This window comes from Croceibacterium salegens, from assembly GCF_009827435.1.
In the GTDB taxonomy this organism is placed as follows: domain Bacteria; phylum Pseudomonadota; class Alphaproteobacteria; order Sphingomonadales; family Sphingomonadaceae; genus Croceibacterium_B; species Croceibacterium_B salegens.
In genome coordinates this window covers 45,207-60,316 of sequence record NZ_WTYM01000032.1, presented here as the reverse complement: position 1 = coordinate 60,316, position 15,110 = coordinate 45,207, and the positions used below count along the sequence as shown (strand labels likewise).

The 15,110-nt window shown below is 66.2% G+C and carries 14 protein-coding genes; 8 read left to right on the top strand and 6 right to left on the bottom strand.

What is annotated here, in order from left to right; all coding sequences use genetic code 11:
* Nucleotides 1-121: 121 nt before the first annotated feature.
* The 3 genes from GRI89_RS05840 to GRI89_RS05830 all read left to right on the top strand — a co-directional run bounded on the left by GRI89_RS05840 (nucleotide 122) and on the right by GRI89_RS05830 (nucleotide 2,566).
* A complete protein-coding gene (locus tag GRI89_RS05840; protein WP_328598110.1) occupies nucleotides 122-778 on the top strand; it encodes a Tim44/TimA family putative adaptor protein in 657 nt (218 codons plus the stop codon).
* A gap of 22 nt (nucleotides 779-800) precedes the next feature.
* On the top strand, nucleotides 801-2,015 hold the full coding sequence (gene mltA, locus GRI89_RS05835) for a murein transglycosylase A (RefSeq protein ID WP_159793155.1): 1,215 nt from the start codon (nucleotides 801-803) through the stop codon (nucleotides 2,013-2,015).
* A gap of 152 nt (nucleotides 2,016-2,167) precedes the next feature.
* The gene (locus GRI89_RS05830; protein ID WP_328598109.1) at nucleotides 2,168-2,566 is read left to right on the top strand and encodes a Smr/MutS family protein; all 399 of its coding nucleotides are present in this window, start codon (nucleotides 2,168-2,170) and stop codon (nucleotides 2,564-2,566) included.
* Between the two features lie 3 nt (nucleotides 2,567-2,569).
* Here GRI89_RS05830 and GRI89_RS05825 read toward each other — a convergent pair whose 3' ends face one another.
* Complete coding sequence (locus GRI89_RS05825) at nucleotides 2,570-3,772, bottom strand: porin family protein (protein ID WP_159793153.1); 1,203 nt, start codon at nucleotides 3,770-3,772, stop codon at nucleotides 2,570-2,572.
* A 178-nt stretch (nucleotides 3,773-3,950) separates the two neighbouring features.
* On the opposite strand from GRI89_RS05825, the gene GRI89_RS05820 reads away from it, so the two are divergent.
* Entirely contained in the window at nucleotides 3,951-5,051 is a 1,101-nt protein-coding gene (locus GRI89_RS05820) for a BamA/TamA family outer membrane protein (RefSeq protein ID WP_328598108.1), read from the top strand.
* Nucleotides 5,052-5,146: 95 nt separating this feature from the next.
* On the opposite strand, the gene katG is transcribed toward GRI89_RS05820, so the two are convergent.
* The 3 genes from katG to ahpC form a co-directional block, all read right to left on the bottom strand.
* Nucleotides 5,147-7,339 carry a catalase/peroxidase HPI gene (gene katG / locus GRI89_RS05815; RefSeq protein ID WP_159793149.1) on the bottom strand — a complete coding sequence of 731 codons (2,193 nt, stop codon included), beginning with the start codon at nucleotides 7,337-7,339 and terminating at the stop codon, nucleotides 5,147-5,149.
* 171 nt (nucleotides 7,340-7,510) lie between these two features.
* On the bottom strand, nucleotides 7,511-9,100 hold the full coding sequence (gene ahpF / locus GRI89_RS05810; protein WP_159793148.1) for an alkyl hydroperoxide reductase subunit F: 1,590 nt from the start codon (nucleotides 9,098-9,100) through the stop codon (nucleotides 7,511-7,513).
* Between the two features lie 235 nt (nucleotides 9,101-9,335).
* Complete coding sequence (gene ahpC / locus GRI89_RS05805; RefSeq protein WP_159793146.1) at nucleotides 9,336-9,902, bottom strand: alkyl hydroperoxide reductase subunit C; 567 nt, start codon at nucleotides 9,900-9,902, stop codon at nucleotides 9,336-9,338.
* A gap of 210 nt (nucleotides 9,903-10,112) precedes the next feature.
* Between ahpC and GRI89_RS05800 the strand changes: the two genes are divergently transcribed.
* Together GRI89_RS05800 and GRI89_RS05795 are read left to right on the top strand one after the other, a co-directional pair.
* Nucleotides 10,113-10,877, top strand: coding sequence for an enoyl-CoA hydratase-related protein (locus GRI89_RS05800; RefSeq protein ID WP_159793144.1), 765 nt, complete (start codon nucleotides 10,113-10,115; stop codon nucleotides 10,875-10,877).
* A gap of 1 nt (nucleotide 10,878) precedes the next feature.
* A complete protein-coding gene (locus GRI89_RS05795; protein ID WP_159793143.1) occupies nucleotides 10,879-11,313 on the top strand; it encodes a DUF1801 domain-containing protein in 435 nt (144 codons plus the stop codon).
* On the opposite strand, the gene aroC is transcribed toward GRI89_RS05795, so the two are convergent.
* A complete protein-coding gene (gene aroC, locus GRI89_RS05790; protein ID WP_159793141.1) occupies nucleotides 11,310-12,380 on the bottom strand; it encodes a chorismate synthase in 1,071 nt (356 codons plus the stop codon). The genes GRI89_RS05795 and aroC overlap by 4 nt on opposite strands.
* Nucleotides 12,381-12,788: 408 nt before the next feature.
* On the opposite strand from aroC, the gene ruvA reads away from it, so the two are divergent.
* Nucleotides 12,789-13,394: a Holliday junction branch migration protein RuvA gene (gene ruvA, locus GRI89_RS05785; RefSeq protein ID WP_159793139.1), complete on the top strand. Its 606-nt coding sequence runs from the start codon at nucleotides 12,789-12,791 to the stop codon at nucleotides 13,392-13,394.
* Nucleotides 13,395-13,432: 38 nt separating this feature from the next.
* Here ruvA and GRI89_RS05780 read toward each other — a convergent pair whose 3' ends face one another.
* On the bottom strand, nucleotides 13,433-13,768 hold the full coding sequence (locus GRI89_RS05780; protein WP_159793137.1) for a GIY-YIG nuclease family protein: 336 nt from the start codon (nucleotides 13,766-13,768) through the stop codon (nucleotides 13,433-13,435).
* Nucleotides 13,769-13,845: 77 nt separating this feature from the next.
* Here GRI89_RS05780 and ruvB point away from each other — a divergent pair, with 77 nt between their 5' ends.
* A complete protein-coding gene (gene ruvB / locus GRI89_RS05775) occupies nucleotides 13,846-14,883 on the top strand; it encodes a Holliday junction branch migration DNA helicase RuvB (protein WP_159793135.1) in 1,038 nt (345 codons plus the stop codon).
* Nucleotides 14,884-15,110: the final 227 nt, after the last annotated feature.

Genomic DNA, 15,110 nt, shown 5'->3' with positions numbered 1-15,110 from the left:
ACGGTGTCTGCTGGCGAGAGCGTTCCATGGTTGTTCATTTGTAATTCGTAACTAACTCGGGCATCATTACGACATATCACATTCCGGGCCCATTTTCCGGGAGAACAGGACAGACCAAACGGTGATTTACGAGATTGTCATCCTCGCGGCGATCGCGGCCTTCCTTGGGTTGCGGCTCTATTCGGTGCTCGGGCGCCGGGCCGAGCACGAGGAAGAATCGATCCCGACTCGTTTCGAAGCCCCCGAGAGCACCGGGGCGGCGACTTCGGCGCCGCAGAACGCCGGCCAGCAGCTGGCGACTCCGCGCGACCTTGCCGGCTTCCCGCCGGCCATCGAGCGCGGGCTTTCGGCCATCGTTGCTGCCGACCGGACGTTCGACCTGCTGCCGTTCCTCGAAGGGGCCAAGGGCGCCTACGTCATGATCCTCGAGGCCTTCTGGCGCGGCGACAAGGACGAGTTGCGCGGGCTGTGCGACTCGGACGTCTATGCCGGATTCGCCGCTGCTATCGACGAACGCGCTAAGGAAGGTCTGACGCTCGACAACCGCGTCATCCGCATCGAGGACACGACGGTGCATTCGGCGCGGCTCGACGGGCAGATCGCCCGGATCGCAGTGCGCTTCGTCACCGACATAGCCACTGTCACCCGTGACAAGGACGGAAACCCGGTGGCCGGTTCGCTCGACGACGCGGTCGAGAGCCGCGACATCTGGACGTTCTCGCGCGACACCCGGTCTGCCGCGCCCGACTGGCTGCTCGACGAAACCGACGCGGACTAAGACGCCAAGCTGGGGGGCTTAAATGCAGGGCAAGCGCTGGCGGACCGGACAGTTCGCCGTAGCACTCGCCGCGATGGCCCTGCTCGGCAGCTGTACCGGTATCGTGCCGCCCGGCGGACCTACTCCCCGGCCCTCGCCGACGCCGACACCCGCTCAGCCGCCCACCGCGCTTCTCCTCGGCGTCAGGCATGGCCCGTCGATCGGTTCGCTCGGCATCGCCGCAAGCGACGCCGGGGCGGCGCTGGCCGGGTTCGTCGAATCCTGTCCCGCGCTGCTCAAGCGCGAGGACGTCAGCGGGCTGACACAGGCGCGCGACTGGGAACCGGCCTGCCGTGCCGCCTCGACCTGGTCCTACAACGAGGCCGGGAGCTTCTTCGGCACCTGGTTCGAGACCGCCGAGATCGGCGACGGCAGCAGCTTCGCCACGGGCTATTACGAGCCTGAAATCGCCGGTCAGCGGACCCGCTCATCGGCTTTCGATGTCCCGGTCTATGGCCTGCCCACCGATCTCGTCCGCGCCTGGCCGGATGACATGCCCGAGGCGGAACGCACGGGCCGCCCGCCGCTCGGTCGCTACGACGATAGCGGCAAGTTCGTCCTCTACTACGACCGCGCACAGATCGAGGACGGCGCGCTGGCTGGTCGTGGGCTGGAAATCGCCTGGGCCGCCGACCCGGTCGAGTTCTTCTTCCTGCAGGTGCAGGGTTCGGGCTTGCTGCGAGCGCCCGACGGCAACGTGATGCGGATCGGTTACGCCGGGCAGAACGGACGCGAATACGTCGCGATCGGCCGGGTCATGCGCGATCGCGGGTTGCTCGGCGACGGGCCGGGACAATATGCCAGCACGATGCAGGGCATCATGCAGTACCTGCGCGAGCATCCGGAAGAGGGCCGCGCGCTGATGCGCGAGAACAAGTCGTGGATTTTCTTCCGCGAGATTGTCGGCGACGGGCCGTTGGGGGCGCTTTCCGTGCCGGTGCGGCGGGAGAGTTCCGTCGCAGCCGATCCCAACTACGTGCCGCTTGGCGCGCCGGTCTGGCTCGGCATGGACAACCCCCAGGCCGACGGACTGTGGATCGCGCAGGACACCGGCGGGGCGATCAAGGGCGCCAACCGGTTCGACACCTTCTGGGGCAACGGCGCCGATGCGCGGGTGATCGCCGGCGGGATGAGCGCCCGCGGCCGCGCGCTGCTGCTGCTGCCCAAGGGCACCGTCTATCGGCTGACCGGCAAGTGAAACCGCCGCGCGGGCTGAGCGCCGAGGAGGCGGCTGCTTGGTCGCGCTTGGCTGCGACGGTGAAGCCGTTGCGACCGCGCGCGGCGGCTCCGTCCCCGGTGCCAGTCGAGGCCGTACCACCGCCCGTTGCGCCGCGCCCGCCCAAGGGTCGTGTGCCACTACCGCGCGCAGTTCCTGCTCCTACACCCGCCCCGCGCGACCCCGCTCAGCCGCTCGATACGACGTGGGAACGCAAGCTCGCGCGCGGTGCGGTGGCGCCCGACTTTACGCTCGACCTGCACGGCCACACGCTTGATGCGGCGCACCGGCGACTCGACAGTGGGCTGATACAGGCCAAGGCGATGCGCGCGCGGGTGATCCTGCTGATAACCGGCAAGCCGCGACCGGGCGCCGCCGCGGACCGTGGCGAGCGCCGCGGGGCGATCCGCGCCAAGGTCCTCGACTGGCTCGCTGCCGGGCCGCACGGCAGCGACATCGCCGCAATCCGCTCCGCCCACCGCCGCCACGGCGGCGACGGCGCGCTCTACCTCGTGCTGCGGCGGCGGCGCTGAGGGTCAGGGTCGGAAAGTCAGGCTCACGGTAAAGCGATTGGAGCCTTGGCCCAGGTTGTATTCGCCCTGCATCGTCCAGTGCCTGCCAAACTGCAGGTTGCCGCCCATGATCGCAGCCCACGGCTTCGATGCCCGCAGGTCGAGCTCGTATTTCATGGCCAGCGGATCGCCGTCATCGAACAGCGGGCCGGTCACCAGCTGGCCGGTCACGCGAGTTTTGAAGTCGAAGTAGTCCGCGCCGACGTAGGCTGAAAGGACCACATCGCCGCCGAGGTTGAATCGCGGTCCGCCGCGCACGCCGAGATCGGTGGTCTGGATGTCGGAACGGTCCTTCTTCGCAACGGCGATCGTCTTTGCGGCCGAGGCGGAGATGAACCAGTGGTCCGATCCGTACGCCGCGATCGCACCACCGGTGAAAGTGGTGTTGTTGACATCCGCCTCGAACGGCAGGTTGATGATCCCGCACGGCTTTGCCGGCCGGCAGAACGGGAAAGGGACAAAGGCGTCGAGATCGATGTCGACGGCGATATCCATTTTGCCCCTGGTCTTGCCGATAGTTGCAAATACGTCGAGGAACGGGAAGACCCACAGGTCCGCCTTGAACTGATAATTGGTCGTGTGGGACTTGAGCTTGGTCGGTACCACGAAGGGCAGGTCGGCCAAGTTTGCGTCGCTGGCGATAGTGCCGCCCTTGGCCAGGGCGATGGCTAGGTTCTCGCCGGTAAGCGTCTGCCGGTTGTCGACCACCAATCCCGCCATCCCGAATGCGGGGAGGAGGACGATCCCCCGCTCGCGCGCCTGCTTGCCCCAGATTGGAAACAGCGGACCGTCGTCTTCCGGTTCCTCGGGGCTGCTGCCAGCCGCCGATTGTGCCGCGTCCTCTCCGGGGGGGGGCAACCGCGCAGGCTGGGGATCGGCCGGGCCGTAGGAATAGGTCGCCTTGGTTGTCGACGGCGGCAAGGCGTAGACGAGCGACGACTGCACATATGCGCGGGATAGCTGGGCGACCGGCGGAGAGGGCGGGTTCGCTGGTTGGGGCCCCTCACGGTCTCCGGCCTTGTTCGCTTGATCTGGCTCGGGATCGACCGGGCCGTAGATCCTGATTTCAGCCGGTACCGGCGTGTCGGTCGTTTCAGAGGCATGCGCCGGTAATGCACAGGCCAGCAAAGGCAATCCCAAAATCGCGATTATGGCCGCCCCGTTCATGCTTGCATCGAACAACGCTAATTAACGCTTGTATATCGGGGTTTATTCCTATGGCGACGGCTCCTTCCGCCAATAGATTGTCCCGATGTACATAGCGGTCAGAACGCGTCGCGCCGCCTTGCTTGTGGCCGGAATCGGCCTCGCCGTCTTTCCATCCGCTGTCCTGGCCCAGTCGCAAGTGACCGAAGAGACCATCGACCAGGCGGAAACCGCGCGCTCGCCGGAAATGTCGGAGGCTGAGAAGGACCCCGCGCCAATGGCCGGGAAGTCCGACATGATCATTGCCCCGATCCCGATCTCGACACCCTCGCTGGGCGGGGGTCTCGCGGTATTCGGGGTGCTCTATTACAATCCGAACGGCGGACCCAAGGCATGGAGCAGCGGCGGCGGTGCCGGATACACCAGTTCCGGCACCTGGTTCGCGGGTGGGTTCCACGAGATGTCGCTGGCCGACGACCGGATCCGGTTCAAGGCCGTCGGCGGCTTTGCCAGCATCAATTCCGATTTCTACGGCATAGGCGCGGATGCCGGGTCGGCGGGAATCTCGGTCAAGCTGCACAACAACGCGGCCGGTGGTTATGTCGACCTGCAGACCCGGCCCTTCAAGAAGGGATTCCTGAGCCACGTGCTCGTCGGAGGGCGGATTTCCTACCTCGATCTCACCGCCAGCATCGACCTGCCCAACGACCAGTTACCCGATTTCGTGCCCGACACGATCGAGCAGCGGACCCAAACCTTCAAGATCGGCCCGTCGTTCACTTTCGACACGCGCAACGATTCCAACAACCCGAGCAAGGGCGTGCTGGTGGAGGGAACCTACCTGTTCAGCACCGGCTGGCTGGGCGGAGATTACGATCACCGGCGGTTCGACCTTGCCGCCAATGGCTATTTCAAGGTCGGCGAGAGCAGCGTCCTCGCCATTCGCCGCCAGGCCTGTATCGCCTCGGGCAGCACGCCCTATTTCGATCTTTGCCAGTTCGGCAGCGGGGCCGACCTGCGCGGCTATGAAGCCGGGCGTTATCGAGACCGTGCGACCTGGGCGATCCAGGCGGAATGGCGCAGGCACCTGAAGGGCAAGTTCGGCATGGCGGCCTTCTTCGGCGTGGGCGGCATCGCAGCGAGCGGAGGCGACGTGCTCAAGCACAGCAAGGTGCTTGTCGCGGGCGGGATCGGCGCGCGCTATCTCGCCTCGAAGGAGGCGAACGTGAATTTGCGGGTCGATGTAGCTTACGGAAAGGACGGCGCCGCCTTCTATGTCGGGATCGGGGAGGCGTTCTGAGCCGCCTTTAGACCAAGACAAAACCCCCGACATCTCTGCCGGGGGTCCGTCCGTACGGCCCGGGGGGGAGGGGCCGACTGAAATGTAGCACCTGCCTACTTGTGATACTTGGCGTAGGTCAGGTCGAAACGGTCGGCGTTCATGACCTTGGTCCAGGCGGCGACGAAGTCGTCGTGGAACTTCTTCTCCGCCCCGTTCTGGGCGTAGATCTCGCTCACCGCGCGCAGCTCGGAATTGGAGCCGAAGACGAGGTCGGCGCGGGTCGCGCGCCAGCACTCGCTGCCGCTCTTGCGGTCGGTGGCGACGTATTCCTCGTCGCCCGAACCATCGACGGCATTCCACACGTTGGTCATGTCGAGCAGGTTGACGAAGAAGTCGTTGGTCAACTGGCCCGATCGCTTGGTGAAGTGGCCGTGGCCGCGATCGCCATGGTTGGCGCCGAGCACGCGCAGGCCGCCGATCAGCACGGTCATCTCGGGAACCGAGAGGCCGAGCAGGCTGGCCTTGTCGAGCATCATTTCCTCGGTCTTCACCGCCAGTTTCCTGGGCAGGTAGTTGCGGAAGGCGTCGGCTTGCGGCTCCATCACGTCGAAGCTGTCGCAGTCAGTCTGCTCGGCCGTCGCGTCGCCGCGGCCGCCGGTGAATGGCACGTTCCTGGCGCCGGCCACTTCGAGACCGACCACGCCGCCGAGCACGATGGCATCGGCTAGCGACATCGAACCGCGCAGGCCGTTCAGCGTGTCGATCACCTTGGCAAGCATGGCCGGCTCGTTGACGTCCCAGTCTTTCTGCGGAGCCAGCGCAACGCGTGCGCCGTTGGCACCGCCGCGATGGTCCGACTTGCGGTAGGTCGAGGCCGAAGCCCAGGCGGTCTTGACCAGCTGGCTGACCGTGAGGCCGCTGTCGGCGATCTTCTTCTTCACCGCCGCCACGTCGGCGTCCGAAGGCATGGTGCCGGCGGGGATCGGGTCCTGCCAGATCAGGTCTTCGGCCGGGACTTCCGGGCCGAGGTAGCGGGCCTTGGGGCCCATGTCGCGGTGGGTCAGCTTGAACCAGGCGCGGGCGAAAGCGTCCTTGAACGCTTCGTGGTCATGGCGGAACTTCTCCGAGATCGCGCGGTACGCCGGGTCGCGCTTGAGCTGCATGTCGGCGGTCGTCATCATGGTCGGGACCTTGATGCTCGGGTCCCAGGCCGCCGGGGCCATGTCCTCTTCCTTCGGATTGATCGGCTGCCACTGGTTGGCACCCGCGGGCGATTTCACCAGCTCATAGTCGTAGTCGAGCAGCAGGCGGAAATAATTCTCGGTCCACTTGTTGGGCACGTTGGTCCACGACCCTTCGATGCCGCTGGTGACGGTATGTTCACCGATACCGCCGTGTGCCTGGTTGGAGACCCAGCCGAAGCCCTGCGCGGCGAGATCGCCACCGGCAGGAGCTGCGCCGAGCGTCGAGGCATCGCCGTTGCCGTGGGCCTTGCCGAAGGTGTGGCCGCCGGCGGTGAGCGCGACGGTTTCCTCGTCGTTCATGGCCATGCGCGCGAAGGTTTCCTTCATGTCGCGCGCCATGCCCTCGTCATCGTGCGGGTTGCCGCCCGGGCCTTCCGGGTTGACGTAGATCAGGCCCATCTGGATCGCGGCCAGCGGCCCTTCGAGCTGTTCGAAGCCGTGGGCCGGATCGATACGGGTCTGCACGCCTTCGTTGACCCACTTGTCTTCCGAACCCCAATAGATGTCACGCTCCGGCTCGAAAACGTCGGCGCGGCCGCCGCCGAAGCCGAACACCGGACCGCCCATGCTCTCAATGGCGACGTTGCCGGCGAGGATGAAGAGGTCGGCCCAGGAGATGTTGTTGCCGTACTTCTGCTTGATCGGCCAGAGCAGGCGGCGGGCCTTGTCGAGGTTGCCGTTGTCGGGCCAGCTGTCGAGCGGGGCAAAGCGCTGCTGCCCGCTGTTGGCGCCGCCGCGGCCGTCGGCCGTGCGATATGTGCCGGCCGCGTGCCAGGCCATGCGGATGAAGAACGGGCCGTAATGGCCATAATCCGCCGGCCACCACGGCTGGCTGTCGGTCATCAGCGCGGTGAGGTCGGCCTTGAGCGCCTTGTAGTCGAGCGCGTTGAACGCTTCGGCGTAATCGAAGTCATCGCCCAGCGGGTTGGTCGGACCATTGGGATTGAGGATCTCGGTCGCCAGCATTTCCGGCCACCAGTCCTTGTTGGTGCGGCCGAGCAGCGCTCGAACGCCGCCTTCATGCATCGGGCAACCGCCCATCGAACCTGTCTTGGCGTCCATGACTCACTCTCCTGTCGACGTGTTTTGCGGGCACGACTCATGCCGTGCCTATGTGACAGGAGGAGACTACCAAGAGGCCAGCCGGGGCCGAAACGAGATAGTCCGATAAGGTTGAGCGAATTAATCAATCACCGCCTATCGAACGACTCACTCGATTAATCGCAGGGCGGCTCAGGCAGCCTCGGCGATGTCGTTCACCGGTTCGGTGCGGATCAGGTAGTCGAACGCCGACAGCGCGGCCTTCGAGCCCTCGCCCATGGCGATGACGATCTGCTTGTAGGGCACCGTGGTGACGTCGCCTGCGGCGAAGACGCCGGGCAGGCTCGTCGCCGCCTTGTGGTCGATAACGATCTCGCCATGGCGCGACAGTTCGATGCCGCTGTCCGCGAGCCACTCGGTGTTGGGGACGAGGCCGATCTGCACGAACACGCCCTCCAGCTCGACGCGGTGTTCCTGCCCCGAATGGCGACCACGCCAGACGAGGCCGTCGACCCGCCCGCCGTCGCCGGTGATCTCGGTCGTCTCGGCGCTAAGCAACACCGTCACATTCTTGAGCGAGTAGAGCTTGTCCTGCAGCACCTGGTCGGCGCGCAGTCCGTCGGCGAATTCGACCAGCGTGACGTGGCCGACGATATTGGCAAGGTCGATCGCCGCCTCAACGCCGGAGTTGCCACCGCCGATCACGGCCACGCGCTTGCCCTTGAACAGCGGGCCGTCGCAGTGCGGGCAATAGGCCACGCCCTTGTTGCGGTACTCATTCTCCCCGGGAACGCCGAGCTGGCGCCAGCGTGCGCCGGTGGCGAGCACCACGCTACGCGCCTTGAGGCTGCCGCCGTTGGCGAAGCGGATCTCGTGCAGGCCCCCGGGCACCTTCGCCGGGACCAGTTTGTCGGCGACCTGCAGGGTCATCACGTCGACGTTGTTCTCAGCCACATGCTGTTCGAGCTGCGCAGCGAGCCTGGGTCCCTCGGTGTAGGGGACCGAAATGAAGTTCTCGATGCCGAGCGTGTCGAGCACCTGTCCGCCGAAGCGCTCGGCGGCGATGCCGGTGGCAAAGCCTTTGCGCGAGGCATAGATCGAGGCCGCGGCACCCGCCGGACCGCCGCCGACGATGAGCACGTCGAACGGCTTCTTTTCGGCCAGCTTGGCGGCGGCTCGCGCGCCGGCGTTGCTGTCGAGCTTCGCAAGGATTTCCTCGACGCCCATCTTGCCGCTGGCCCACATCTCGCCGCCCAGGAAGATGGCGGGCACGGCCATGACGCCGCGGCCCTCGACCTCGTCCTTGAAGGTCCCGCCTTCGATCAGCGTGGCGGTGACGCCGGGGTTGTTGAGCGCCAGCAGGGTCAGTGCCTGCACCACCTCGGGGCAGTTGTGGCACGACAGCGAGAAGTACATCTCGAAAGCGTACTGGCCCTCGAGCGCGCGGACCTGCGCCATGACCTCGTCGGAGACCTTGGGGGGGTGACCGCCGGCCCAGAGCAGCGCGAGCACCAGCGAAGTGAACTCGTGGCCCATCGGCAGCCCGGCGAACTCGACCGCGGCATTCTCATCCGAAACGCGGCGGATGAGGAAGCTCGGCGCGCGGGCGGCGGTCCCATCGAAACGGGCGCTGACCATGTCGTGCAGCGCGGCGATCTCGGTCAGCAGTTCGCGCGTCTCGTCCGACTTCTGTCCTTCGCCGAGCGTGGCGACGAGCTCGATCGGCTCGCGCAGGTTGGCGAGGTAGGTCTTGAGCTGCTGGGTCAGGGTCGCGTCGAGCATGGTCTTCTCCAAATTCCTCCCCGGCACGGGGAGGGGGCCGTTCGAAGGTTGGTGGAGGGGATTCTCCACCAGCGCCGGCGCTTGCGGAGAGTCCCCTCCGTCAGTCGCCTTCGGCGTCTGCCACCTCCCCGGCACGGGGAGGAACTTTGGTTGGAGGCCCGGAGCGGCTTTGGGGGGGAGAGGGTGCCGCCCCGGGTCTCGCGGCCGCCGCTTGGGAGAAGCGGCCGTATCCGGCCTAGATCTTGCCGACGAGGTCGAGTGAGGGGGCCAGCGTCTCGGCGCCTTCTTCCCACGCCGCAGGGCAGACTTCGCCCGGGTGGGCGCGGACGTACTGTGCGGCCTTGATCTTGCGGGTCAGCTCGTTGGCGTTGCGGCCCACGCCCTCGCAGGTGATTTCCATGATCTGGATCACGCCGTCGGGATCGACCACAAAGGTCGCGCGGTCCGCCAGACCGACGCCGTCACGCAACACGCCGAAGTTGTTCGACAGCGTGTGCATCTGGTCGCCGAGGAAGGCGTACTGCAACTTGCCGATCTTCTCGGAGGTGTCGTGCCAGGCCTTGTGGCTGAAGTGCGTGTCGGTCGACACGGCATAGACCTCGACGCCCATCGACTGGAGCATGGCGTACTTCTCGCCCAGGTCCTCCAGTTCGGTCGGGCACACAAAGGTGAAGTCGGCCGGGTAGAAGAAGAACACCGCCCACTTGCCGGCGATGTCCTCATTGGTGACCTCGAAGAAGTCCTTGCCCGCCTGGAACGCGGTCGCCTTGAACAGCTTGATGGTGCTGCCGATAATACCCATAAATTCTCCTGTCCGGTTGATGGTTCGGGTGTAAAACTCGCGGCCAGCAGATAGAGAGTGTTGCAGCGCAGCAAAGTGCTTTGTTGCGATTGCGAATATCGAAATTTTCAATCAGTCGCGTGACACTTTCGAAAAGCGCAACAGGTGTTGCGATTGTCGCAATCGAGCGCGCTTCGTGGCATGGAAGCCGGGCCGGAATCGGAGAGGCCGATGAGCGAACACATCAGGATCGAGGACAGCGGCGGGGTGCGCGAGATCACCTTCGCGCGGCCCGACAAGAAGAACGCGCTCTCGAACGCGATGTACCGTGCCGCGCGCGAGGCGCTCGAGTCGGCGCAAGGCGATCCGGCGGTCCGTGTCGTGCTGTTAAGCGGGGAGGGCGACGCCTTCACCGCGGGCAACGACCTCGCCGATTTCGCTGCCGTGGCGACAGGCAAGAGCGATGTGGTTGAAGCGCTGCCCTTCGTCGAGGCGCTGGCCCGTGCCGACAAGCCGATCGTCGCTGCGGTGCCCGGCCTCGCGGTTGGCCTCGGCACTACGATGCTGCTGCACTGCGACCTCGTTTACGTCGCCGAGGGCGCGCGCTTCACCACACCGTTCGTCGACCTCGCGCTGGTGCCCGAAGCGGCGTCGAGCCTGCTGCTGCCGGCGCACATCGGCCACGTCCGCGCCTTCGCGATGTTCGCCCTGGGCGAGGCGCTGGATGCCTCCGAGATGCTCGAACTGGGCCTCGCCAACGCGGTCCTGTCGCAGGACGAGGTGCTCCCCGCCGCGCGCGAGGCGGCAACTCGTCTGGCCGCCAAGCCGCTCGGCGCGCTCGTGGCAACCAAGCGCCTGATGCGCGACGCCGAAGCGCTTGTTGCGCAGACGCGGGCCGAAAGCGCGGTCTTCCGCGACCGTCTGCAGAGCGCCGAAGCGCGCGAGGCCTTCACCGCCTTCATGGAACGCCGCCCACCCGACTTTTCGAGGTGCTGAGATGACCGTGGAGCAGGAAATCGAAGACTACGTCGCCAGCCTCCCCGCAGCCAAGCAGGACGACCTGCGTCGGCTTCATGCCACGATCCAGGCCATCGCGCCGGGCTGCAGCCTGTGGTTACTCGACGGCAAGGACGAGAGTGGCAAGGTCGTGTCCAACCCGAACATCGGCTACGGGAGACTGGAAATCCGCTACGCCAACGGCACCAGCAAACCGTTCTACCGGGTTGGCACGAGCGCCAATACCTCGGGCCTGTCGATTTACGTCATGGGTCTCGACGACCGGAAGTACCTGGCAGAAGCGTTCGGCGGTCGGCTCGGAAAGGCGGCGGTGACCGGGTACTGCGTAAAGTTCCGGGCGCTTGCCGATCTCGACATGGGCGTACTGGAAGAACTGCTGCGCTTCGGCATGGCCGACCGGGAGAATGCAGACTAGCGACCCACTTGCGCCCGGTGCAGCATCTTGTGGTCGGCCAGCACCAGCGCCATCATCGCCTCGACCACGGGCGTGCCGCGGATGCCGACACATGGGTCGTGGCGGCCCTTGGTGGCGAGTTCGGTCGCCTCGCCTTCGCGCGTCACCGTTTCCTGCGCGATCAGGATCGAGCTGGTCGGCTTGAACGCCACCCTGCACACGACCGGCTGGCCGGTGCTGATGCCCCCGGCGATGCCGCCCGCGTGGTTGGCGAGGAACTCCGGTCCGTCTGAACCGGGCCGCATCGGGTCGGCGTTCTGCTCGCCGCGCAGTCGGGCCGCGGCCATGCCCTCGCCGATCTCGACGCCCTTGGCCGCGTTGATGCCCATCATCGCGGCGGCGAGGTCGGCGTCGAGCTTGGCGTAGATCGGCGCGCCCCAGCCGGCGGGAACGCCGGTCGCTACGCACTCGACCACCGCGCCGAGCGAGGACCCGGCCAGCCGCGCGTCGTCGACCAGCGTTTCCCAGCGCTTGGCAGCCGCCGCATCGGGGCAGAAGAACGGGTTGTTGCCGATTTCGGCCGCCTCGAAATTCGCATGATCGATCGCATCCCCGCCGATTTCGGAGACGTAGGCCAGCAGCGTCACTTCGGGGACCACCAGCCGCGCCACGGCGCCTGCAGCGACCCGCGCCGCCGTTTCGCGCGCCGAACTGCGCCCGCCGCCGCGATAGTCGCGGAAGCCGTACTTGGCGTCGTAGGCGTAGTCTGCGTGGCCCGGGCGATAGGCCTTGGCGACGTCCGAATAGTCCTTCGAGCGCTGGTCGACGTTCTCGATCATCAGCGAAATCGGCGTGCCGGTGGTCCTGCCCTCGAACGTGCCCGAGAGAATGCGGACCTGGTCCGGCTCCTTGCGCTGGGTGGTGAACTTGCTCGTCCCCGGACGGCGCGCGTCGAGGAAGGGCTGGATTGCCTCTTCGCTCAGCGTCAGGCCCGGAGGGCAGCCGTCCACGACCGCGCCCAGCGCCGGCCCGTGGCTTTCGCCCCAGGTCGTAAAGCGCAATACCCGTCCAAAGGTGTTCCAGCTCATGGGCGCACGCTTTTGCCGAAACCGAGCGCGCTGTCCACTTCCCCTTCGTCATTGCGAGGCGACGCAGTCGCCGCGGCAATCCAGGGCGGCACGCTACAACGCCCTGGATTGCATGGTCACTTCGCTCCTCGCAATGACGAAGTTTCGCTGTCCTACAGGCCCCAACCTGTGCCAGCACCGCTGCATGACCGGCCTGCCGCATCGATCCGACCCCACGCGACATGGCTTCAAGGGCGGTGCGGAGTTTTGCCCCAGGACACTGTCAGATGTGTCAACCCGGCGTGACCTTGGCGCACCGGCTGGACGGCAAATCTCAGCGAAGTTTCGCACTGAACTTTGCCCGAACTTTGGGGGACAGCGGGCGCGCCGCCACTTCCCAAACCTGCGCCGAACGGGCAGGAACAAAGCATGATTGCGAAACTCCGGGGGGTGCTCGACGAGACGGGGAGCGACTGGGCGGTGATCGACGTCGCCGGCGTCGGTTACCTCGTCCACTGCTCGTCGAAGACGCTCGCCGCACTGGGCGAGGTAGGCGAGGGCTGCACGGTCTTCACCGACCTGCAGGTTTCCGAGAACGACATGCGCCTGCTCGGCTTCGCCGAGGCCGGGGAGCGCGACTGGTTTCGCCTGCTGACGCAAGTGCAGGGGGTGGGCTCGAAGGTTGCTTTGGCGATCCTCTCGGCGCTTTCGCCCGGCGAACTGCGCGACGCCTGCGCCGCGACTGACGCCGCGACCGTGGCAAGGGCGCAGGGCGTGGGGCCGAAACTGGCCGGGCGCATCGTCAACGAACTCAAGGACAAGGCCGGCGCGCTGCCCGGCAGCGGGCTGGCAGGGGCCAGCGTGGTCACGCCGAAGGGCGGCACGGTTGCGGCGGATGCGATGTCGGCCCTCCAGAACCTCGGCTTCAAGCCTGCAGTGGCGGCGAGCGCCGTCGCTCACGCGCAAGGCGAACTGGGCGAGGGCGCGGGGCTGAACGAGCTGGTCCGCGTGGCGCTAAAGAGGGCGGCTGGGTGATGGCCACCGCCTCTACACTCCGTCATCCTGAACTCGTTTCAGGATCCATTCGTCCGTCCGCTCCGCGCCAGCGGTGGCAGTCCGAACCCCACCGCCAGATCAACCCACTGCGGGTTCCCGGAATTGATCGGGTTGATCTTCCACTGCCGCCGCCAGTTCTTGAACTGCTTCTCGCGCGCGATGGCGGATTCCATCGTGTCGAATATCTCGAAATGAACGAGCCGATGAATCTTGAAGCGGCTGGTGAAACCCGAGATCAGCCCCTCGCGATGCTGCACGAGCCGACCGAGAAGGTCCGACGTGACGCCGATGTAGATCGCACCGTAAAGCCCGTTGGTGAGCAAGTAGACGCATGGTTGCCGCTCTTGACGCATGAGTCTGAGCATGCCGGGGGATGGACCCTGAAACAAGTTCAGGGTGACGAAAAAGTGTCGGGTTTGGAGCTGTTTGGTTGACCGATAACCCCACCCTCTCCCCCCAGCGCCAGCCGGAGGATGCCGACGCCGCGCTGCGGCCGAAGTCGCTCGGCGAGTTCATCGGGCAGGAGGCGGCGCGCGAGAACCTGCGGGTGTTCATCGAGGCGGCGCGCGGGCGGGGCGAGGCGATGGACCACGTGCTGTTCTTCGGCCCGCCGGGCCTCGGCAAGACCACGCTGGCGCAGATCGTGGCCAAGGAAATGGGCGTCGGCTTCCGCGCCACCAGCGGGCCGGTGATCGGCAAGACCGGCGACCTCGCCGCGCTGCTGACCAACCTTGAGCCCAACGACGTCCTGTTCATCGACGAGATCCACCGGCTCAATCCGGTGGTCGAGGAGGTGCTTTACCCGGCGATGGAGGACCGTGCGCTCGACCTGATCATCGGCGAGGGGCCGTCGGCGCGCTCGGTGCGAATCGACCTGCCGCCGTTCACGCTGATCGGCGCGACCACCCGGCAGGGGCTGCTGACCACCCCGCTGCGCGACCGCTTCGGCATCCCGGTGCGGCTCAATTTCTACACCGTCGAGGAGCTGGAGGAGGTCGTCAGGCGTGGTGCCCGGCTGCTCGGCCTGGCGATAGATGCCGCGGGCGCGCGCGAGATCGCGCGGCGCGCGCGCGGGACGCCGCGCGTCGCCGGGCGGCTGCTGCGCCGGGTCAGGGATTTCTCCGATGTCGCGAAATCGGGCGTCGTGACGCGCGATGTTGCAGATGCCGCGCTGACCCGGCTCGAGGTCGACGGGCTTGGGCTCGATGCGATGGACCGGCGTTATCTGACCATGATCGCCGAGATCTACGGCGGCGGTCCGGTGGGCGTCGAGACGCTCGCTGCGGGCCTCGCCGAGCCGCGCGACACGATCGAGGAAGTGGTCGAACCCTACCTCATCCAGCTCGGCCTGGTGGCCCGCACGGCGCGCGGAAGATGTCTTAACGAAGGGGGCTGGAAACACCTCAAAATGACCCCTCCGAAGGGTGTCCAGGGCGGCCTGTTCGGTGATTCTCCTGAGGCCAAATAGGGCTTGGGTGACAATGGCAAAAAGGCGGAAAACCCGCGCAAATCCTTAATTTAGCTTATCGATTGCCCGCCATTCGGTGCCACTGTGGGACAACCCGGGTTCTCGCGACGTTCCGGGCCCAAAAAAAGTCCTCCTAAGGGTACTTTTCTTGGTTAACGCAATTGCTGGGTAAGGTTTTTTGGCTGTTCTTGGCCGGAACCGAATGCGCCGTGCCCTCCAATCCAGGC